The sequence below is a fragment of the Kitasatospora indigofera genome, assembly GCF_014655955.1.
Classification (GTDB): domain Bacteria; phylum Actinomycetota; class Actinomycetes; order Streptomycetales; family Streptomycetaceae; genus Kitasatospora; species Kitasatospora indigofera.
In genome coordinates, this window is the sequence record NZ_BNBO01000015.1 from 135,611 (window position 1) to 156,534 (window position 20,924).

Consider the following 20,924-nt stretch of genomic DNA (forward strand, 5'->3'; position numbering starts at 1 on the left):
TCCGCCCGATCTTCGTTCCCGGCCCGCCAATCCGGGCCCCACTTCCGAAGGAGTCCATCAGTGACGGAAGGCACCACCACCTCCGCTGTCGAAGCCGAGGCCGAGGGCAGCGCCGACGACAGCCTCATCGCGCGCCTGGAGCAGGAGGGCGAGATCGCGGCCGACTACCTGGAAGGTCTGCTGGACATCGCCGACCTCGACGGTGACATCGACATGGACGTCGAGGGCGACCGCGCCCTGGTCTCCATCGTCGGCGAGGGCAACGACCGTGCGCTGCAGCGCCTGGTCGGCCAGGACGGCGAGGTGCTGGAGGCGCTGCAGGAGCTGACCCGGTTGGCCGTCCACCGGGAGACCGGCGAGCGCAGCCGCCTCATGCTGGACATCGCCGGATTCCGGGCCCGCAAGCGGTCCGAGCTGGCGGCGCTGGGCGCGCAGGCGGCCGAGCAGGTCAAGAGCACGGGCGAGCAGGTCAAGCTGCGGCCGATGACGCCGTTCGAGCGCAAGGTCGTGCACGACGCCGTCGCCGCCGCCGGGCTCCGCAGTGAGTCCGAGGGCGAGGAGCCGCAGCGTTTCGTGGTCGTGCTGCCGGGCTGAAGCCGGTGACATCGCGGCCGCGGCCACGATGAGTGTCGACCCCGTCCGCCGTGTGCGGGCGGGGTCGTCGTCCCTTTGCGGAGCGCACCGTTTGGCGGGAGATGTTTCACGTGAAACGGTGCTGGAGTGCGGTCGGTGGATTCGGTGAGCGGAGAGGCTGAGATGGACACGGAGAGTGGGGCTCCCGGCGGCGAGGCGGCCGCCGAGAGCGTGGAGGGCCCGGGCCAGGCTCCGGCCGCGGCACGGGCGATCTTCGGGGACCGGTTCGAGTCCGCGGTCCGCTACACCGAGCTGCTGGCCACGGCGGGGGTCCAGCGCGGCCTGATCGGCCCGCGCGAGGTGCCGAGGCTCTGGGACCGCCACGTGCTGAACTGCGCCGTCCTGGCGGAGCTGCTGCCCACCGGGTCCTCGCTCTGCGACGTCGGCTCCGGCGCCGGACTGCCCGGCATCCCGGTCGCGCTGGCCCGCCCGGACGTCTCGGTCACCCTGCTGGAGCCGCTGCTGCGCCGGACCACCTTCCTGGAGGAGGTGGTCCGCGAGCTCGGCCTGGAGAACGTCACCGTGCTGCGCGGCCGCGCCGAGGAGATGATCGGCAAGCTCGCGGTCGACGTGGTCACCGCCCGGGCGGTGGCGCCGCTGGACCGGCTGGCCGGCTGGGGCATGCCGCTGCTGCGTCCGCACGGGCAGATGCTCGCCCTGAAGGGTGACACCGCCGAGCAGGAGCTGGCCGAGCACCGGGCCGGGCTGGCGAAGCTCGGAGCGGTCGAGTCCTCGGTGATCTCGGTGGGCGAGGGCACGCTGGAGACCTCGACCCGGGTGATCCAGGTCAAGGCGGGGGAGAGCCCCGGCGGGGTCAAGGCCGCCACCCGGCGGGCCAAGGCGGCCCGGGCCGGACGGGCCGCGACCGGCAAGGGCGCCGAGCGCGGCCGCGGGGCGGGGCGCCGGCGGCGCTGATCCGCCGGACGGCCCCGGCGCGGTCGCGCGGGAGCCGGTGCACAGGAGTCGCCGAACGGGCGGGTGGTCCTCGGACCACCCGCCCGTTCGCGTTGTCCGGCGGCGGTACCGGTGGCGGTGGCGCGGGTGGCGGGAGCCCCCCGCCGTGGTCCGCGGGGGCCGCCGGAGTGGCCGCGGGGTGCACGCGGGGTGCATGCGGGGGTGCCGGGCAGCCCCCGCCGGCCACCGGTGCCGACGCCGGGTTACGGGGGGACGGCCATCAGGGTGACGGCGGACCGCCGGAGTGTCGCAGCGTCAGATTTCCGACAAAGCGGGCATGGTGTTTCACGTGAAACGTCGCTCCCTGCTCTCCGGAAGTTTCGACCTGCGGCTTCGCCGTGGGCTTGGTCGCACCTGGGCGGCGACTGTTGCCGCTCCGGTTTCACGTGAAACACTGACCCCCATGCAGGACTCCGAGACCATCGACCAGATCGATGACACGCCCATCGCACGTGCCGCCCAGGCCGCGGTGCAGGCCATCGGGCGGGCCGGCGAGGGCCTCCCCCGGCCGGCCGTCACCCGGGTGATCGTGGTGGCCAACCAGAAGGGCGGGGTGGGGAAGACCACCACCACCGTCAACCTGGCGGCCTCGCTCGCCATGCACGGACTGCGCGTCCTCGTGGTGGACCTTGACCCGCAGGGCAACGCCTCCACGGCGCTCGGGATCGACCACCACGCCGAGGTGCCGTCCATCTACGACGTCCTGGTCGAGGGCAAACCCCTCGCCGACGTGGTCCAGCCGGTGGTCGACGTGGAGGGGCTGTTCTGCGTCCCCGCCACCATCGACCTGGCCGGCGCCGAGATCGAGCTGGTCTCGCTGGTGGCCCGCGAAGGCAGGCTGCAGCGTGCCATCGCCGCCTACGAGCAGCCGCTCGACTACATCCTGATCGACTGCCCGCCCTCGCTCGGCCTGCTCACGGTCAACGCGCTGGTGGCCGGCCAGGAGGTGCTGATCCCGATCCAGTGCGAGTACTACGCGCTGGAGGGCCTCGGCCAGCTGCTGCGCAACGTCGAGCTGGTGCGGGCCCACCTCAACCCCGCGCTGCACGTCTCCACCATCCTCCTCACCATGTACGACGCCCGGACGAGGCTCGCGGCCCAGGTGGCGGAGGAGGTGCGGACGCACTTCCAGCAGGAGGTGCTGCAGACCGCCATCCCGCGCTCGGTCCGGGTCTCGGAGGCGCCGAGCTACGGGCAGACGGTGCTCACGTACGATCCGGGTTCGACCGGTGCGCTGTCGTACCTGGAGGCCGCCCGCGAGCTGGCGCTCCGGGGCGTGGCCACCACGACCGGCACGGTGGGGCAGCAGCGTGGCGCGGCCCAGGCCGCCCACCAGATGGTTCAGCACAGCACGACGGAGGACAATCGGTGAGTGTTCGCAGGGGCTTGGGACGAGGGATCGGGGCACTGATCCCGGCCACGACGCCGGTGGCGGCCGGCGCGGTGGCATCGCCCCGTACGGCGGAGCCCGCGCCGGGGGAGGTGCCCGCCGAGGGCGCACCGGCCCGCGCGGCGGCGCCGCTGCTGCCGACCGGACGGGGCACGGTGGCGGCCAGGGCCGCCGCCGAGAGCACCCGTGAGTCGCGGCCGGAGCTGCCCGAGCAGCCGGTGGCGGCCGAGCCGGAGGCGGCGACGCAGCTCGCCCCGGTCGACGGGGCCCGGTTCGCGGAGCTGCCGCTGGACTCGATCACGCCGAACCCCCGTCAGCCCCGCGAGGTGTTCGACGAGGACAAGCTGGCCGAGCTGGTCGCCTCCATCAAGGAGGTGGGCCTGCTCCAGCCGGTGGTGGTGCGCCAGGTCGGCGAGGAGCGCTACGAGCTGATCATGGGCGAGCGCCGCTGGCGGGCCTCCCGGGAGGCCGGTCTGGAGCAGATCCCGGCGATCGTCCGGGCCACCGAGGACGACAAGCTGCTGCTGGAAGGGCTGCTGGAGAACCTCCACCGGGCCGAGCTGAACCCGCTGGAGGAGGGCGCCGCGTACGACCAGCTGCTGCGCGACTTCTCCTGCACCCACGACGAGCTGGCCGACCGGATCGGCCGCTCCCGCTCGCACGTGTCCAACACCCTGCGGCTGCTCAACCTCTCCCCCGCCGTGCAGCGCCGGGTCGCCGCGGGCGTGCTGACCGCGGGCCATGCCCGGGCGCTGCTGAGCGTCACCGACGGCGAGCAGCAGGACGCGCTGGCCAAGCGGATCGTCGCGGAGGGCCTCTCGGTGCGGACCACCGAGGAGATCGCCAAGCTGATGGCGAGTGAGGACAAGCCGCAGCGGGCCAACGGCCCGAAGGCGGGCAAGCTGCTCTCGCCGGCCTTCAACGACCTGGCGGGCCGGCTCTCGGACCGCTTCGAGACCCGGGTCAAGGTCGAGGTCTCGCAGCGCGGTGGCAAGCTCGGCAAGGGCAAGGTCGTGCTGGAGTTCGCCTCGGTGGACGACCTCAACCGCATCCTGGACAGCCTGGCGCCCGGGGAGGACGGACTGCGGCTGTCGCAGAGCTGAACAGCGAGCTGAACCGATGGGTGCATGCTTCACAGGGACCGCGGCCGCCGAGCCGTGTTTCACGTGAAACATGCACCCATCGGCATGTGGGGCGCGAGCTCCGAGGGGGGAATGCTCGAAGTGAGGACGAGGAGGTGCGGGGCATGGGACGCAGGATCGCCCCGCTGACGTTGGACAACCTCGGCGATCTGCCGAACACCTGCCGCTCCTGCGTGTTCTGGGAGCTGGACCCGGTCACCGCCCGGGAGGCGGTGGAGGCGGGGAAGCCCGAGCTGGAGAAGGAGGGGTGGATCTCCGCCGTACTGCTGGAGTGGGGTTCCTGCGGCCGGATCGTCTACGTGGACGACGAACCGGCCGGGTTCGTCACCTACGCCCCGCCGGCCTACGTGCCGCGCGCGCTGGCCTTCCCGACCAGTCCGGTCTCGCCCGACGCGGTGCTGCTGATGGTCAGCCGGGTGCTGCCCGGCTACCAGCGGCAGGGGCTGGGCCGGGTGCTGGTCCAGACGGTGGTCAAGGATCTGATCGGGCGGGGGGTCCGGGCGATCGAGGCCTTCGGGGCGCTCGGGCCGGAACGGCCGAGTTGTGTGCTGCCCGCCGAGCACCTGCTGGCGGTCGGCTTCAAGACGGTGCGGCCGCACCGCCGGTACCCGAGGCTGCGGCTGGAGGCGCGGACCGCACTCTCCTGGAAGGGCGACATGGAGGTGGCCCTGGAGCGGCTGCTGGGCGGGGCGCGCAAGGAGCCGGCCCTCCGGCCGTTCTGAGCGAGGCCCGGGGCGCCGGAGCGGCGGGCTCCCGCCCGGAGGACCGGCGGACGTCGGAGCGGGCCGGAGCGGGACGAAGGCGGCCGGGTGACCCGGCGGCAGACGGAGGCGGAAACGGCTGAGGCGGGACTCCCCAGGGGGAGCCCCGCCTCAGCCTCAGGACCGGGTGAGCCTAGATGAACTCGGCCAGCTCGCGCAGCAGCGCGGCCTTCGGGCGGGCACCGGTGATGGACTTCACCGGCTGGCCGTCCTTGTAGACGATCATCGTCGGGATCGAGATGACGTTGTAGGCGGCGGCCGTCTGCTGGTTGGCGTCGACGTCGAGCTTCGCGATGGTCAGCTTGTCGCCGTGCTCGCCCGCGATCTCTTCCAGGATCGGGGCGATCTGACGGCACGGGCCGCACCAGGTGGCCCAGAAATCGACCAGGACGGGCTTGTCGCTCTTGAGGACGTCGGCCTCGAAGGACGCGTCGGTCACGATGTTGGTGGCGCCGGCCACGGTAGCTCCTAAGGGTCACGGACGAGTGTTGCCGCCAGGACAACAACGGCGGGGGCCGTTATGTTTCTGTCCCGGCCGGGGAGGTGGGTGGGGCAGAGCCGGTACGGGCCGGCCCGCTGCTGCGGCCCGCTGCTCGCGGGGCTGCTCCGCGTGGACGACGCGGACGTGTTTCACGTGAAACGGAGCAGCCCCGGGCCGGCCCCACCCGGTGGATCAGGTGGGGAGGGGTCAGACCGCGACGGTGGCGGCCTGCGCCTCCAGGTCGGCCAGCGCGGCGAGGTAGCGCTCGGCGTCCAGGGCCGCGGCGCACCCGGTGCCGGCGGCGGTGATCGCCTGGCGGTAGGTGTGGTCGACGACGTCGCCGGCACCGAAGACGCCGGGGATGTTCGTCCGGGTGGAGGGGGCCTCGACCTTGAGGTAGCCCTCGGCGTCCAGGTCCAGCTGGCCCGTGAAGAGCTCGGTGCGCGGGTCGTGGCCGATTGCGATGAACAGGCCGGTGACGGCCAGCTCGCGCTGCTCGCCGGTGGTGGTGTCGCGCAGGGTGACGCCGGTCAGCTTGGGGTCGCCGTGGATCGCCTCGACGGCGCTGTCCCAGGCGAAGCTGATCTTCGGGTCGGCGAAGGCCCGCTCCTGCATCGCCTTGGAGGCGCGCAGGCTGTCACGGCGGTGGATCACGGTGACGCTGCGGGCGAAGCGGGAGAGGAAGGTCGCCTCCTCCAGCGCGGTGTCGCCGCCGCCGACCACGGCGATGTCCTGGTCGCGGAAGAAGAACCCGTCACAGGTGGCGCACCAGGAGACACCCCGGCCGGAGAGCGCGTCCTCGCGCGGGAGGCCGAGCTTGCGGTGCTGGGAGCCGGTGGTGACGATGACGGCGCGGGCGCGGTGCACGTTGCCCTCGGAGTCGGTGACGGTCTTCACGTCGCCGGTGAGGTCGACCGAGACGATGTCGTCGGGGACGAGCTCGGCGCCGAAGCGCTCGGCCTGCGCCCGCATGTTGTCCATCAGCTCGGGGCCCATGATGCCGTCCCGGTAACCGGGGAAGTTCTCCACCTCGGTGGTGTTCATCAGGGCGCCACCGGCGGTGACGGCGCCTTCGAAGACCAGCGGCTTGAGCGAGGCTCGGGCGGTGTACAGCGCGGAGGTGTACCCGGCCGGGCCGGAACCGATGATGATCACATTACGGACGTCGCTCACTGCATCTCCTGGTTCGCATCGCGACCCGCGCTTGTGCGGGGAGGGCGGTCCTGCTCCGCCGCCCGGGACAACGATTGACCAGTCTCCCGCATTCCCGGCGGAATCCGTACCAGGTGCCCGCACTGTGGGCCCCGGGAGGGGTGTCAGGAGCCTGCGCGGCCCGGCTCGGGTGACCGGGGCCCGGCGCCGGTCCGACGTCCCGTACGGAGGCCCAGGGCGGCGGCGGGTCGGCCGGCGGGCCGGCGGTCGGGTCGGTCGGGGCTGCCGGGCCGGTCGGGGTGTGCCGACCGGGGACGCCGGGGTGTGCCGGTCGGGGCGGAGAAGGCCGGCCCCGGTCACCCGGCCGGCACGCTCCGGTGCAGCAGGACCGTCGCAGGGGCGGCGCCGCAGTCGCTCGCGACCAGGTAGACGTCGAGCCGGCCCGGGTCCCCCGGCACCGCGTACACCAGGACGTCCACGGGGACGCCCCCGAAGGTGCCGCGCCCGTCGGCGAGCAGCGGGCCGGTGCCGGCGGGCGCGCAGGGCGGTGCGGTGCGGGTGCTGAGGTCGGTGCCGTCGGACGGCGAGGCCGCGCGGACGAGCCGGCGGGCCTGCTCGGCCAGGGTCTCCTCGGTGTACACGGGGGCCCCGCCCTTGATCGCCGGCTGTTCCTGCGGGGCCTCGCTGCCGGGGCGCTGCCCGCCGCCGAGGGAGGGGCCACCGAAGGAGGGGAGCCCGGGGGACGAGACGCCGGGGGACGGAGCGGAGAGCGAGGGGGCGGAGGCGGCGGCCGCCCCGGCCGCGGTGTCCGCGGCCTGGTCCGGCGCCGGCGTCCGCAGCAGCAGGGCCCCGAGGGTCACCGCGGCCAGGGCGAAGGCGGTGCCCAGCAGGACACGTCGCCGGGACCGCCGCCGGGCGCGCCCGGGACCGGCCGGCGGGGCCGTGGGCGGGGCGGTGGGCGCCGGGCGGTGCTCCTGCCGGGGGCGCGCGGCCGCCGGCTGTCCGGAGCTGCCGGCACGCTCGGCGGCGGCCGGGGCGGCGGCGGGTGGGTTCGGGCGGCCGGGGCCGGCCGCCTCGGCGGCCAGCGCCGCGTCGATCCGCCGGGCGACGTCCGCCGGCATCGCCGGGGTCTCCACGCTGCCCAGCAGCTCGCTCACGTCGGCCAGCGCGGCCAGCGTCTCGCGGCATTCCGGGCAGCCGGTGAGGTGCTCGCGGAGGGAATCGGCGGCGTCCCGGTCCTCGATCAGCTCCTCGGCGAGGTCGGCGAGCTCGTCGATCGAAGGGTGCGGTCCGGCCGGATGCGGGGAAGAAGTGGGGGGCGTCATCGCGCGGTCGCATCTCCTTCCAGGATCGGATCGCTGCCGGGGCTCGTCCCTGTGACGGACCGGGGGCCGGACGGGTTCCCCCCGGGTCCTGATCCGTGCGCTGTTTCACGTGAAACAGCGCCGGGTGCCGCCGGGGCCGGTGCGGTGCCGCCCGGCGTCGCCGGGCCCGTGGCGGCGGTGTCCGACCCGGAGCGGTCGGAGCGGTCGGAGCGGTCGGAGCCGCCCACGCCGCCCGAGCCCTCCGCGCCGCCGGGCCCGTTCTCGCGCAGATGACGGACCAGGGGGAGCAGCCGGGCCCGGCCGCGGGCGCAGCGGCTCTTGACGGTGCCGACCGGGACGCCGAGCACCTCGGCCGCCTCGGCGACCGGGTAGCCCTGCATGTCGACCAGCACCAGGGCGGCGCGCTGTTCGGCGGGGAGGGCGTCGAGGGCCGCCGTCACCTCGCGTCGGACCTCGGCCCGGACGACCGGGTGGTCGGCGGACTCGGAGCTGCCGACCAGGGTGTCCAGGCGCTGCGGGTCGTCGTCGAGCGGGCCGGTGCGCCGGGTGGCGGTGCGCCGGGCGCGGTCGAGGCAGGCGTTGACCACGATCCGGTGCAGCCAGGTGGTGACGGCGGAGCGCCCCTGGAAGGTGTGGGCGGAGCGGAAGGCCGAGACCAGGGCGTCCTGGACGGCGTCTGCGGCCTCCTCGCGGTCGCCGAGGGTGCGCAGCGCGACGGCCCAGAGCCGGTCGCGGTGGCGCCGCACCAGCAGGCCGAAGGCGTCCGGGTCGCCGGCGACGTGCCGGCTCAGCAGCTCGGCGTCGCTGTCCTCGGCGTCCGCCATCGCACCCCTTCCACCCCTCGTCGTCCTGCCTGTCGTCGTCGCCGGGTGCACCCGCCCCGCCCAGGACCCGTACGCAGGGTCCCGCCCGCAGGCCGCGCGCCTACGGGCCCGGCCGGCGGGCGCGGGCCCGGGCGGGCGTACCCGTCGTCAGCCGGTGACCTTGATCTCGGCCACCTGGCCGTGCCAGACGCCCCCATCCTTGGGGAGGTCGGTCATCCAGATCAAGAGGTAGCGGGTGGTCACCGGGGCGTCGGGCTTGAGCTCGGCCTGGGCGCCGGTGCTCTGGGCGATCACGCGGTAGTCGCCGGGCTTGGCGGGGGCGGCCGCCGACTGGGTGGCCGGGACGCGCAGCTCGGCCCGGGTGCTGCCGACGAACTGGACACTGACCGACCCGACCTGCTGGGGCGAGCCGAGGTCCACCAGGAGGCCGGTGCCCTCCTTGATCATCTGCAGCGGGTTCCGGTAGTCGAGCGTGGTCCAGGTGGTGTCCGGGTTGCCGTCGTGGGTGAGCGGCAGCCTCGGGACGCTCTCCGGGGAGTCGCCGAGCGGGTTGAAGGACTTCACGTCCGCGATCGTGACCGGGGTGCCGGCGGGGGCGGCGCTCACCGGCGCGCCGATCTGCGGGTGCGCGCCGTCGGTCTGGGTGACGGCCGGGCCGGCGGTGTCGGCGGCGTGGTTGCCGCCGCGCAGCTGGCCGACCAGCTGCCAGGAGGAGAAGCCGACGGCGGCCAGCGCGACCGTCCAGGCCGTCGCCTTGAGGACCCGGCGCAGCCGGCGGCGGCGCGGCCGGGCCGGGTACGGCAGCGGGCCGTGGAAGGCCGGGCGGACCGGGGCCGGGGCGGTGACGGGGGCCGGTGCGGGCGGGGTGCGCCGGGGCGGGGTGAAGGCGGGCAGCTCGGGCTCGGGCTGGCGGATGCGGGGCATCAGCGCGATGGCCTTCGCCAGGTCCTCGGGCGTGGTGATCGGGGTGGTGTGGTTCGGCGGCGGGTCGCAGAGGGTGCGGGCGGCGAGCTCCGAGAGGCCCTTGTGGACGCCGGCCCGGACCTGGCTGGGCGGTACGCAGCCGAGCCCCTTGGGCAGGCCCTGGAGGTCGTAGCGGTCCTCGGGGAAGGGCCAGCGGTGGGTCAGCGCCGCGTACAGCAGGACACCGATGGCGCGGGTGTCCGTGAGCTCGGCGTCCGCGCTGTCGTCGGCGGGCAGGCCGCGCAGGGCCGCGTCCACGGCGATGCCGTTGATCCGGTACTGGCCGCCCTCGGTGCGCAGCACGCAGCGCGGGGTGAGCCGCAGGTGCGCCTGCCCACGGCGGTGGGCGGTGGCGATGGCGTCGGTGACCTGGCGGACCATCTGGTACGCGTCGTAGGGCTCCATCGGGCCGGTGGTGAGGAGCTTGGCGAGGTCGGAGGCGTCGGGCAGCCACTCCCGGACGACGTAGACCAGCTCGCCCTCCTGGACGGCGTCCAGCACCTGGACGAAGCGGGGGTCACCGAGCAGGGCGGCGGACTTCGCGGCGGCCAGCACGGCGCGGGAGCGCTGGTGCCCGGCGGCCATCAGGTGGACGCCGACGGCGCGGCGCAGCTTCTCGTCCACCGCGCGCCAGCTGCTGAAGGTGGCGGACTGCGAGATGCACTCCTCCAGCCGGTAGCGGCCGCCGATGATGTCGCCGCTGTGCCGCAGGGGGGCGGGCAGGGTGAGCGGGAGGGCGCCCGTCCCGCCGGTGTCGCCGGCGGTCGCGGTGGCCCTCGGGGCGGCCTTGGCGGGGGCCTTGGCGGTGGCCTCCGGGCCCGGACGGCCGGTGGCCCTGGCGAGCGGCTGCGCGGCCCCGCCGGGGGCGGCCGCGGCCTTCGCCGCGGTGGCGCCGACGGCCTTGCCGTCCGCCGCGGTGCCTGCTCCGGTACCGGTCGCGGAGTTGCTCGCGGTACCGGTCGCGGAGTCGCTCGCGGACCCGTTCCCGGCCTTGGCTCCGGCCTTGGCGGCCGCCGCTGCGGCTGCCTCCGTCCTGGCCTGCTCCCCGGCCTCCGCCTTCGCCCGGGCCGCTGCCTCCGCCTTGGCCCGGGCCTGCTCCCGGGCCTTCGCCTCGGCCCTGGCGTCGGCCGCCGCCTTGGCCTTCGCCGCGGCGGCCAGGGCCGCGCCGGCGGCCAGTTCGACGGCGATCTCGTCGGCCGACAGCGGGGCGGTGGTCTCGGAGACCTCCTCCGCGTCCTGCGGGCCGGCCGGGCCGTCGACCGCGAGGTCGTCGATCGCCATGGCCAGCGCAGCCTCGTCCGCGGCCTCGTCAGCCTCCGGCGTGTCGACGACCGCCTTGGTGCCATCAGCCACCGTGGTCATGCCTCCCCTTGTGTCGCCCCGGTCGTGTCGCCCCGGACCCGAGAAAGTCGCTGGATCGCCTCGGCGCGGGGGCCGGGGCGGTCCAGGTCAATTGTGCCCACTGTTCTCCCCCGGGTACGACCGCTGAGACGGGCAAGCGGTTGCGTGCGGTGGAGAGATCTGGTGCAGATCGGCCGCTGGGCCGGGTCCGGCGCTCCCGGGGGTCTCACCCGATCGCCGAATCCGGCCCAGCGGCCGCCACCCGGGGGTGGCGGAGGTTTTCCTGTCCGCGCGGTTGACGTGCGGTCAGCGGCCCAGGCGGCCGCGGACCATCCCGAGCATCGAGTTGAGTTCCTCGATCTTGAGCCGCTTGGCGACCACCGCGAAGACCGCCAGCTGCAGCGCGCCGGCGACCAGGACGGTCAGTACGCTGCCCAGCCAGCCGCCGACCAGCGAGCCGATCAGCAGGCTGACCCCGACGCCGACCGCGGCGGCCGGGACGCAGGCGGCGGCGAGCCGGCTGTAGGTGCGGCCGATCCGCTTGGTGTCCAGGCCGCCGATCTTCCGCTTGAGCTTCGGGATCGCCACCGCGACGCCGACCGCGTAGGCGGCACCGTAGCCGAAGGCCATCCCGGTGACCACCCACTGCGAGGGCAGCACCAGGTAGCAGAGGACCGAGAAGCCCGCCTGGCAGCCGGCCACCCAGACGGTGTTGGAGAACGGGGTGCGGGTGTCCTCGTACGCGTAGAAGCCGCGCAGCATGACGTACTGCATCGAGTACGGGATCAGGCCGAGGGCGAACGCCGAGAGCATCAGGCCGATGTTGGTGGCGCTCTCCAGGGCCTGCGGCTGGCCGCCCACGGCGTAGATCGAGCGGGCGATGGCCGGGCCGAGCGAGAGGAAGAGGAAGGCCCCGGGGATGATCGCCACGGCTGTGGTGCGCAGGCCGTAGGAGATGTCGTCCCGGACGGTGCCGGCGTCCTCGTCGGCGGCCGCGCGGGAGAGCCGCGGCAGCACGGCGCTCATGATCGAGACGGCGATCACCGCGTGCGGCAGCTGCCAGATCAGCAGGGCGTTGGAGAACGCCGACAGGCCCGCGCCGTTGTCACCGGCGTCGATGCCGGCCGCGACCGCGATCTGGGTGATCACCAGGTAGCCGGCCTGGTTGGCGAGGACGAAGAAGAAGGTCCACTTGGCGAGCCGGGCGGCCTTGCCCAGGCCGTGGCCGCGCCAGTCGAAGCGCGGCCGGTAGCTGAAGCCGGCGGCCCGCAGGTACGGGATCATCGCCAGCGCCTGGACGGCCAGGCCGATCAGGGTGCCGAGGCCGAGCAGCCGGACGCCCTCGGGCGAGATGGTGGCCGGGTTGACCTCGGTGGAGCTGAACCCGCCGTAGACCCAGATGTACGCGCCGAAGGTGAAGATCACCACGATGTTGTTGAGGACCGGGGTCCACATCATGGCGCCGAAGCGGCCGCGCGCGTTCAGGATCTGCCCCATCACCACGTGGATGCCCATGAAGAAGATCGTGGGGAGGCAGTAGCGCGCGAGCGCCACCGTGGTGTCGGCGCTGGCCTGGTCGGTGGTGAGTGCGTGCGCGATCAACTGGACCAGCACCGGGGCGCCGAGCACGGCCAGGAAGGAGACGCCGGCCAGGCCGACGATCACCAGCGTCAGCAGCCGGTTGGCGTACGCGGCGCCGCCGTCCTCGTCGTGCTTCATGCTGCGGACCAGCTGCGGCACGAAGACGGCGTTCAGCGCGCCGCCGCCGATCAGGATGTAGAGCAGGGTCGGCAGGGTGTTGGCGGCGTTGTACGAGTCGCCCATCCGGACGGCGCCGATCGCCGCGACGATCACCATCGTGCGGACGAAGCCGGTGCCCCGGGAGACCAGGGTGCCGGCGGCCATGATCGCGCTGGAGTTCAGCAGGCCGGCGACCTTGCCGCCGCCACCGCCCTTCGCGGGCCGGGGCGCCTCCTGGCGCTCCTCCGCGAGCTCCTCGGCGACCTCGTCCAGCGGCTCCACGGCGGGCGGCAGCTGGACCGCCGCCACCTGCATGGTGGCCTCCTGCTCGGAGAGCGGCGGGTCGAACTCGATCGGCGGGACGAACTGGCCGCCCTGGCCGTGGCCCGGGTGCTGCTCGTGCCCGGGGCCGGGCTGGGGGCCCTGGCCCTGCGGCGGCCCGGCCGCGTAGGGCGGCGCCGGGTAGCCGTGGCCGGCGGCCGGACCGCCGGGGGCCGGCATCGGCTGGGCGCCGGGCCGGTAGGGGCCGGGCTGACCGGGCTGCTGGAGCGGGTGCTGTCCGGGCTGCTGGGCCGGGTGCTGTCCGGGCTGCTGGGCCGGGTGTACGTCGGGGTACGGGGCCGGCTGCGGGCCGGGCTGCGGCTGCTGGGGGGCACCGCCGAACAGCGCGTCCACGCCGACGTACTCGGTGGTCTCGGAGTTCCACGGGGACTCCGGCCGGGCGGGCTCCTGCCACTGCCCCCACCGGGCGCCGGGGCCGGAGCCGGGCGCGGGGGCGCCGGGGTCCGCCGGGGCGGTGTTCGGGGTGACGGGGGCCTGGGCCGCCGGGCGCTGCGGCGCGGGGTTCGCCGCCGGCTCCTCCCAGGCGGGCCTGGCCGGCGTGTCCCAGCCGGGCTGCACCGGGGGCACGGGCGGTGCCATCGCCGGCGGTACGGGCGTCGGGTAGCCGTTGGCCTGCGGCGGGAGATGCGGTGGCACGTCGTAGGCCGGCGGTGCGCCGCCCTCCCGGCCGGCCTGGACGCCGTACGGGTCCGGCTCGGACCCGTACCCGTCGTAGCCGTCCGCCGCGTACGGGTCCTGTGCGTAGGTGTCGGCCACGTACCAGTCGCCGCCCGGCGTCTCGGCCGGCTGTTGTCCACCGGCCTGGCTCTGTGCTCGCTCCTCGCGGGGCCCGCTCATGCCACCTCTTCGCTGTTCGGGGGAGGGCGCCCTGGGGTCGGGCGGTATCAAGGACCAACCTTCTCATCACCGGTGGCCCGATCCCGGCCATCTGCGGTGGTGCCGCGCAGTGTCTGCACGGCGTCCCGGTCGTCGTCCGGGCCCTCGTCGGCGTCCTCCGGGCCCGCCTGCGGGCCCGCGGCGTCGTCCGGGCCGGCCCCGTCCTCGGCGCCGTCCAGGGGCCGGTCGCCGTCGGCGTCCGCGTCCGCGCCCTGCTTCTTGCGCTGGCGGTAGATCCGCAGCGCGGCGAGCAGGATCAGCAGCAGCCCGGCGCCGATCACGTACAGCACGCCGTCGGTCACCGAGGTCACCATGACGTTGAAGGTGACCGGGTCGCCGTAGCGCTGCGGGTCCGGGCCGGTGGTCCACAGCTGGGCGGTCATGGTGGCCTGCCCGTTGTTGTGCGCCTCGGCGGGGAACTGCATGGTGACGCTGCGGGAGGCGCCCAGCACGATGTCGGCCGGGTCGCCGACCTTGAGGCGGTTGGGCTGGCTGGAGGTCAGCACCAGTTTGAGGTTGGTGACCGCCTGGGTGAGGTCGTTGCGCACGCTGACCTGGAGGACTCCGGTGTCGCCGGCGAAGGTGATGACGCCCTTCTTGGGCACCCGCACCGCCTGGGACAGCTCGCCCAGGTAGTCCCGCACGCCGTCGCGGTAGGTGTCGCCGGCCGGGCCCTGGGTGCGCCACTCGGTGGACACCGAGCGGACCATGGCGGCGCTGAACGGCCCGCGGACCCGCTGCGGCAGGGTGAGGATGCGCATCAGCAGGTCGAGCTTGCTCTGGATGGCCATGGTCTCGGTGAGGGCCTTGGCCGACAGCTCGGAGGCGCGCGCCTCGCCGGGGTAGTCGGTCGCCGGGGGCACCGCGCCGTTGGCCCTGGGGTCGGCGGCGGCCTGGGCCACGGCGTCCAGTGTCACCGGGGTGGTCCACTGGCCGGCGTTGGCGCTCTGCAGGGCGCTCGCGAGGGTCCTGGCGGTGTTCACGGTGAGGCCGCGCGGGGGCATCACCAGCAGGCCGCGCGGGTTGTGCGGCTCCTGCCGGGTGATCACGAAGGTCTCCGCCAGGAAGCGCTGGACGGCCTCGCTCTGCGCCTGCGGGGTGTTCAGGTCGCTCTGGAACAGGCCGGAGACCGTGCTGTCCGCGACCACGCCGGTCTGGCCGTTGCCGAGCGGGCGGACCGCGCCGGGGGTGTACTTCAGCGAGTCCGCCTCGGGCAGGCTGGCCCCGTTCACCAGCAGCAGGTTGTCCCCGCCGCGCTGCGCGGTGGCGGCGATCTGCTGGTCCAGGTAGCCCTGGTACGGCCAGGCGACGTCGCCCCGGACGTCCACCGACAGCCGGCCCTCCGCCGTCACCTGTCCGGCCGTGCCGGCCTTCAGCAGGGCGGTGTCGATGCCGTTCAGGTCGGCGCCGTTGTGCGCGATGGAGGCGATGTCCGGGTCGGCGTAGGGCAGCGAGACGACCTCGCTGCCCTTCTTGGCGACGGCCGTCCGCAGCTTGTCCAGCCAGGCCGCGGCGGCCGCGGTGCCGGTGCCCTGGGTGGTGTTCTCGTCCTTGGCGGACTGGCCGGCGGTGTTGGGCTTCTGCACCCGGTACGGCTTGGTCATCGCGTACGCGGTGTCCAGCAGGTCCGGGTCGACCACCCAGGTCGGCGCGGTCAGGCCGGCGCCGATGTCGACCAGCTCGTAGAGCCGCCCGCCGGGGGCGAACTCGGCGGCCAGGCTGTCGTCCCGCAGCACCGGGACGCTCTGGTCGTTGTCGGAGAGGGTCTGGGCGACCAGCTCCGGGGTGTGGGTGATCGGCCAGAGCGTCGCGACCTGGGTCGGCTGGGCGTCGGCCGGGGTCGGGTTGTACGGGAGGAAGGTGCGGGCGATGCCCAGCGGGCGCTCGCGCTGGTTGTCGCCGGTCGAGCCGCGGACGTCGACCGCGAGCTCGTAGGCGCCCTCCCGGTCGAGTTCGAGGTCGGCCACCGCCACCTGGAGGGTGAACGGCTGGCTCTGGCCGGGGCCGAGTTCGTTCAGGGCGGCCTGCGGGCTGGGCAGGTCGACGCCGTCCACGCCCGCCGGGTCGTTGCGGGTGGCGACCGCGGTGAGGTCGCTGCGGGTGTTCAGCGGCTTGTGGTTGAGCGGGGCGCGGACGGCGGCGTGCGGGGACTTCAGGGGCGCGCGGCCGCCGTTGGTCACCTGGCCGGTGATGGTCACGGTGCCGTTGGGGGTGGCCACGGCGGGGGAGACACCGTCGATGGTCACGACCACCGGGTACTCGCCGGACACCTCGGTCACCAGGCCCGGCCGGGCCCCGGCGGCCGGTGCGCCCTGGGCGCCGGCCTGCGGGGCGGCGCCCAGCAGCACGGCGCAGGCCGCCGCGAGGGCCCCGAGCCGGCGGGCCGCCCGCGCGGTGCGGCCGCCACGGCCGGCACGTCCACGCCGTCCGTGCGTCTCCAGGCCCGAGTGCCGTGCCGGCTCGCTCACGCGCTTCGCCCTCGCCGTTCTCGATCGCTGATCGTCGGATGACCAGATGAATGGCCGTACTGTCCGGTAGTCCGCCGTCCGCACAGCCTTGATGGCACCGCGGCGCGGCCGTCGCGCTGACGCGGCCGAGACTCGCTCCCACCGGCATGGTAACGACGATCCCCGGCCCCCAGTGTTGGGGGTCGCCGGGTGGGCGCCCCCGGCGCCGGGCACCGGCCGCCCGCAAACCCGCGGGCGGCGGGGCTGCCCGGACCCGTACCCTTGTGAGCCGTGTCCACTGCCAATGACCCCAGCGCCCATTCTTCCAGCACCGCCACCGCCGCCGTCCCCGGTCTGAGCGAGGCGCAGACCCTGGGACTCCAGGAACTGCTGAGGGTCTCACCAGTCGCCGACGAGGTCGCCGCGCGCTTCCAGGCGGCCGGCCACCGGCTCGCCCTGGTCGGCGGCTCGGTGCGGGACGCGCTGCTCGGCCGGCTCGGCAACGACCTGGACTTCACCACCGACGCCCGCCCGCAGCAGGTGCTCAAGCTGGTCAAGGGCTGGGCGGACGCCGTCTGGGACGTCGGCATCGCCTTCGGCACCGTCGGCGCGCGCAAGGACACGCCCGAGGGCTCCTTCCTGATCGAGATCACCACCTACCGCTCCGAGGCCTACGACCGCACCTCGCGCAAGCCCGAGGTGACCTACGGCGCCGGCATCGAGGAGGACCTGGTCCGCCGGGACTTCACGGTCAACGCGATGGCCGTCGACCTGCCCGGCCGCGGCTTCGTCGACCCGCACCACGGCCTGGACGACCTGGAGCGGCGGGTGCTGCGCACCCCCGCCACGCCGGAGGAGTCCTTCTCCGACGACCCGCTGCGGATGATGCGGGCCGCCCGCTTCGCCGCCCAGCTGGACTTCACGCCCGCCCCCGAGGTGGTCGAGGCGATGACCGCCATGGCCGAGCGGATCACCATCGTGTCCGCCGAGCGGGTCCAGGCCGAGCTGAACAAGCTGCTGCTCTCCGACCACCCGGTCAAGGGCCTGCGGCTGCTGGTCGACACCGGCCTCGCCGACCACGTGCTCCCCGAGCTGCCGGCCCTGCGGCTGGAGAGCGACGAGCACCACCGGCACAAGGACGTCTACGAGCACTCGCTCACCGTGCTGGAGCAGGCCGTCGCCCTGGAGCAGGAGGGCCCCGACCTGGTGCTGCGGCTCGCCGCGCTGCTGCACGACATCGGCAAGCCCCGCACCCGGCGCTTCGAGGCGGACGGCCGGGTCTCCTTCCACCACCACGAGATGGTGGGCGCCAAGATGACCCGCAAGCGGATGCGCGACCTCAAGTACTCCAAGGACCTGATCGAGGACGTCTCCCGGCTGGTCGAGCTGCACCTGCGCTTCCACGGCTACGGCGGCGGCGAGTGGACCGACTCCGCGGTGCGCCGCTACGTCAACGACGCGGGCCCGCTGCTGGAGCGCCTGCACAAGCTGACCCGCTCGGACTGCACCACCCGCAACCGGAAGAAGGCCGCCGCGCTGTCGCGGACCTACGACGGCCTGGAGGACCGGATCGCCGAGCTCAAGGAGCGCGAGGAGCTGGACGCCGTCCGTCCCGCGCTCGACGGCAACCAGATCATGGAGCTGCTCGGGCTGAAGCCGGGCCCGCAGGTCGGCAAGGCCTACAAGCACATGCTGGAGCTGCGGCTGGAGCACGGCCCGATGGAGCACGAGGACGCCGTCGCGGCGCTGCGCGCCTGGTGGGCCGCCCAGGACTGACCCCGGGCGGGCCCCCGGCGGGGGCGGAGCGCGCGAACGGCGGAGGGGAGCCCGGTGGCCGGGCTCCCCTCCGCCGTGTCACGGGGCGGGCGGCGTCAGTTCACGTCCGCCAGGCAGAGCACGAACTTGGTGATGCCGTTGTCCTGGTAGTACGAGCTGTTCGCGTCCGGGTACTTGGCGCAGGCCGTGTCCCCGTCCGTGGTGCCGAGCACCTTGGCGATCACCTTGTACTTCGCCCGGGAGTCGCTGCACGGCAGCATGGTGATGTCCGGGTTCGAGTCGTGGGTCGAGTTGGCGCTGGTCTCGTGGTCGTTGCGCAGGCAGTCGCCGGCCTTCGCGCGGTCCACGTCGCTGGGCACCGGGTTGCCGGCCGAGGCGGAGGAGGCCGGGACCGACGGCTTGGACGACGGCTTGGCGCTGGCGCTCGGCGCGGCCGAGGAGCTGGCCTTCGGGGAGGCCCCGGGGGTGGCGCCGTTCAGCGGGCCGAGGCACAGCACGTAGGTCTTGCGGCTGCTGCGCCGGCCGCTCTTGCCCCAGACCGAGGCGGTGGAGTCCGGGTTCGCCTCGCACTTGGAGGTGTCCGTGGTGCCGGTGTACTTGGCGATGACCTTGTACTGGGCCTTGGCGTCCGTGCACTTGACGATGTCGACGTCGGAGACGCCGCTGGTCTTCACGCAGTCGCCGACGGCGGCGCTGCCGACGCTCGGGCCCACCACGAAGTAGCCGATGACCAGCACGACCACACCGACGACCGCGCCGACGACCTTCAGCGCGACCTTCTTGCTCCTGCGGGGCGGCTGCGGAACCGGCTGGCCCCAGCCGGGCTGGCCGCCCGGGGGCATCCCGCCGCCACCGGGCGGGGGGAAGCCGGGCTGGCCGTACGGCGGGGCCGGCGGGCCGGGCTGCGGCGGCACCGGGCCGCCGGGGTAGCCGTAGCCGGGCGCGGGCGGCTGCGGGGGGCCGAACCCGGGGGCGGCGGGCGGCGGACCGAACCCGGGAGCCGGCGGCTGGCCGTACGGCGGCTGGGCGGGCGGCGGGTAGCCGTACTGGGGCTGACCGTACGGATTGGGCGGTGTGCTCATATGAGTCCCCCGTGACAGAGTGCTGCCGGCGCGGCAATTTCTGACGTACCTTAGCGAGTTGCCGTCACGTCAGTGACGCCGAGGGCCTACCGGGGAGTCAGCCCGGCCGGACCTGGCCCGCTTCGGGGGGCGAGCGCCGGGCGGCCCGCGCGTAGAGCAGGGCGGCCGCGCCGTACACCAGCGCGACGCCCAACAGCACCGTCGCCGAACGTCCCGACAGCGGCAGGACCAGCGCGGTCACCGCCGCCGCGGCGACGAAGGCGGCGTTGAACAGCACGTCGTAGATGGCGAACACCCGGCCGCGGAACTCGTCCTCGACCGACTCCTGCACCACGGTGTCGGCGCAGATCTTGGTGCCCTGGGTGACCACGCCGAGCAGCAGCGCCGCGGCCAGCCCGGGAACCAGCGAGAAGGGCAGCCCCAGGGCCGGCACGAACACCACCGGAGCCGTCAGGCAGGCCGTCATCCACCCCGCGAGCCCGAGCCGCCGGGTGCACCACGGACTGATCAGGGCGGCCAGGAAGAACCCGAGGGCCGAGAGACCCACGGCCTGGCCCAGGGTCGCGAGACCGCCCGAGCTGTCCGCCGGGTCGTTGAAGGTGTAGCGGGCGAGCATCACCACCACCACGATCAGCACGCCGTAGCAGAACCGGGCCGCGGTGACGGCGGCCATCGCGTGGACGGCCGGCCGGCAGTCGCGGACCAGGTGCCGCACCCCGGCCCCGAGGTCCCGGGCGGCCTGGCCGAGGGCCTGCCGCAGCGCGGGCCGGCCGGGGTGACGGTCCGGGCCCAGCAGGTCCGGCGCCATCCGCCGGGCGGCCAGCGCGGCCGACAGGTAGAGCAGCGCCGCCAGGGTGACCAGCGCGGCGTCCGCCCGTGCGCCCGGCGGCATCAGCTGGTGCAGCACGAAGCCCAGGCCGCCGCCGATCGCGGCGGCGACCGTACCGAGGGTGGGGGAGAGCGCGTTGGCGGTGACCAGCTGCTTCGAGTCGACCACCCGGGGCAGCGCCGCCGAGAGACCGGCCAGGATGAACCGGTTGAGCGCGGTGACCAGCAGCGCGGCGGTGAAGAAGAGCCAGTCCGGCGCGCGGGCCAGCAACAGGCCGCCGGTGACCAGCCCCAGCCCGAACCGGGCCAGGTTCCCGAGGTAGAGCACCTGCCGGCGCCGCCAGCGGTCCAGCAGCACCCCGGCGAAGGGCCCGATCACCGAGAAGGGCAGCAGCGTCACCGCGAGCACCGAGGCGATGTCGGCCGGCGAGGACTGCTTCTCCGGCGAGAACACCACGTAGGCGGCCAGCGAGACCTGGAAGACGCCGTCGGAGAGCTGGGACAGCACCCGGGCGGTGAGCAGCCGACGGAAGTCCCGTTGCCGCAGCAGCCCGGTGAGGGTGGCACGGTTGGGAGCTCTGGTGCTGCCGTTCGCTGTGATGGCCACCCGCCAAGAGTGCCACGGCCCCGGGCGTTGTTTCACGTGAAACAACGCCCGGGAACGGACAGTGGGGGCCCCGGCGATGCCGGGACCCCCACCGGAGCCCTACGAGTCGTCAGTTCGACCCGGCAGGTTCACCACACGGACACGACCGAAGCCGCACCCCGCGCCCGGCGCCCAGCCGGGACAATCGCGAACCGAGCTACGCTCAGCGCCCAGCCGGGACAATCGCGAACCGAGCTACGCTCAGCGCCCAGCCGGGACAA

Annotated in this window: 14 protein-coding genes and 1 pseudogene; 6 read left to right on the plus strand and 9 right to left on the minus strand. The window is 74.4% G+C overall.

The window, feature by feature from the left end:
• Nucleotides 1-60 precede the first annotated feature (60 nt).
• From IE329_RS16130 to IE329_RS16150, 5 genes and pseudogenes are all read left to right on the plus strand, one after another.
• Complete coding sequence (locus IE329_RS16130) at nucleotides 61-594, plus strand: Jag family protein (RefSeq protein WP_190211550.1); 534 nt, start codon at nucleotides 61-63, stop codon at nucleotides 592-594.
• 162 nt (nucleotides 595-756) lie between these two features.
• Entirely contained in the window at nucleotides 757-1,548 is a 792-nt protein-coding gene (gene rsmG, locus IE329_RS16135; protein ID WP_190211551.1) for a 16S rRNA (guanine(527)-N(7))-methyltransferase RsmG, read from the plus strand.
• 415 nt (nucleotides 1,549-1,963) lie between these two features.
• Nucleotides 1,964-2,959, plus strand: a pseudogene (locus tag IE329_RS16140) (ParA family protein); the annotation flags it as partial.
• Complete coding sequence (locus IE329_RS16145) at nucleotides 2,956-4,080, plus strand: ParB/RepB/Spo0J family partition protein (protein ID WP_190211553.1); 1,125 nt, start codon at nucleotides 2,956-2,958, stop codon at nucleotides 4,078-4,080. The pseudogene IE329_RS16140 and the gene IE329_RS16145, both read left to right, overlap by 4 nt.
• A 143-nt stretch (nucleotides 4,081-4,223) precedes the next feature.
• Entirely contained in the window at nucleotides 4,224-4,841 is a 618-nt protein-coding gene (locus IE329_RS16150; RefSeq protein ID WP_190211554.1) for a GNAT family N-acetyltransferase, read from the plus strand.
• Nucleotides 4,842-5,013: 172 nt separating this feature from the next.
• On the opposite strand, the gene trxA is transcribed toward IE329_RS16150, so the two are convergent.
• The 7 genes from trxA to IE329_RS16185 all read right to left on the minus strand — a co-directional run bounded on the left by trxA (nucleotide 5,014) and on the right by IE329_RS16185 (nucleotide 16,392).
• Nucleotides 5,014-5,340, minus strand: a complete 327-nt coding sequence (gene trxA / locus IE329_RS16155; RefSeq protein WP_073929206.1) for a thioredoxin — start codon at nucleotides 5,338-5,340, stop codon at nucleotides 5,014-5,016.
• 228 nt (nucleotides 5,341-5,568) lie between these two features.
• Complete coding sequence (trxB, locus tag IE329_RS16160) at nucleotides 5,569-6,534, minus strand: thioredoxin-disulfide reductase (protein ID WP_190211555.1); 966 nt, start codon at nucleotides 6,532-6,534, stop codon at nucleotides 5,569-5,571.
• Between the two features lie 335 nt (nucleotides 6,535-6,869).
• The gene (locus IE329_RS16165; RefSeq protein ID WP_190211556.1) at nucleotides 6,870-7,838 is read right to left on the minus strand and encodes an anti-sigma factor; all 969 of its coding nucleotides are present in this window, start codon (nucleotides 7,836-7,838) and stop codon (nucleotides 6,870-6,872) included.
• Nucleotides 7,835-8,662, minus strand: coding sequence for an RNA polymerase sigma factor SigM (gene sigM / locus IE329_RS16170; protein ID WP_190211557.1), 828 nt, complete (start codon nucleotides 8,660-8,662; stop codon nucleotides 7,835-7,837). The genes IE329_RS16165 and sigM overlap by 4 nt, the downstream gene beginning before the upstream one ends.
• A 147-nt stretch (nucleotides 8,663-8,809) precedes the next feature.
• Nucleotides 8,810-10,987, minus strand: a complete 2,178-nt coding sequence (locus IE329_RS16175) for a protein kinase family protein (protein ID WP_190211558.1) — start codon at nucleotides 10,985-10,987, stop codon at nucleotides 8,810-8,812.
• 285 nt (nucleotides 10,988-11,272) lie between these two features.
• On the minus strand, nucleotides 11,273-13,885 hold the full coding sequence (murJ, locus tag IE329_RS16180) for a murein biosynthesis integral membrane protein MurJ (protein WP_229927479.1): 2,613 nt from the start codon (nucleotides 13,883-13,885) through the stop codon (nucleotides 11,273-11,275).
• A gap of 47 nt (nucleotides 13,886-13,932) precedes the next feature.
• Nucleotides 13,933-16,392, minus strand: coding sequence for a DUF6049 family protein (locus IE329_RS16185; RefSeq protein ID WP_190211559.1), 2,460 nt, complete (start codon nucleotides 16,390-16,392; stop codon nucleotides 13,933-13,935).
• Nucleotides 16,393-16,725: 333 nt separating this feature from the next.
• On the opposite strand from IE329_RS16185, the gene IE329_RS16190 reads away from it, so the two are divergent.
• Nucleotides 16,726-18,147 carry a CCA tRNA nucleotidyltransferase gene (locus IE329_RS16190; protein ID WP_190211585.1) on the plus strand — a complete coding sequence of 474 codons (1,422 nt, stop codon included), beginning with the start codon at nucleotides 16,726-16,728 and terminating at the stop codon, nucleotides 18,145-18,147.
• Between the two features lie 95 nt (nucleotides 18,148-18,242).
• Here the strand turns inward: IE329_RS16190 and IE329_RS16195 are convergent, their stop codons facing one another.
• Together IE329_RS16195 and IE329_RS16200 are read right to left on the minus strand one after the other, a co-directional pair.
• Nucleotides 18,243-19,229 carry an LppU/SCO3897 family protein gene (locus IE329_RS16195; RefSeq protein ID WP_190211560.1) on the minus strand — a complete coding sequence of 329 codons (987 nt, stop codon included), beginning with the start codon at nucleotides 19,227-19,229 and terminating at the stop codon, nucleotides 18,243-18,245.
• A 97-nt stretch (nucleotides 19,230-19,326) separates the two neighbouring features.
• Nucleotides 19,327-20,664: an MFS transporter gene (locus IE329_RS16200; RefSeq protein WP_229927480.1), complete on the minus strand. Its 1,338-nt coding sequence runs from the start codon at nucleotides 20,662-20,664 to the stop codon at nucleotides 19,327-19,329.
• Nucleotides 20,665-20,924 lie beyond the last annotated feature (260 nt).

Coding starts and splice junctions, on each gene's coding strand:
- rsmG (WP_190211551.1), top strand. CDS start 757: ATGGACACGGAGAGTGGGGCTCCCGGCGGCGAGGCGGCCGCCGAGAGC.
- IE329_RS16150 (WP_190211554.1), top strand. CDS start 4,224: ATGGGACGCAGGATCGCCCCGCTGACGTTGGACAACCTCGGCGATCTG.
- IE329_RS16165 (WP_190211556.1), bottom strand. CDS start 7,838: ATGACGCCCCCCACTTCTTCCCCGCATCCGGCCGGACCGCACCCTTCG.
- sigM (WP_190211557.1), bottom strand. CDS start 8,662: ATGGCGGACGCCGAGGACAGCGACGCCGAGCTGCTGAGCCGGCACGTC.
- IE329_RS16175 (WP_190211558.1), bottom strand. CDS start 10,987: ATGACCACGGTGGCTGATGGCACCAAGGCGGTCGTCGACACGCCGGAG.
- murJ (WP_229927479.1), bottom strand. CDS start 13,885: ATGAGCGGGCCCCGCGAGGAGCGAGCACAGAGCCAGGCCGGTGGACAA.
- IE329_RS16195 (WP_190211560.1), bottom strand. CDS start 19,229: ATGAGCACACCGCCCAATCCGTACGGTCAGCCCCAGTACGGCTACCCG.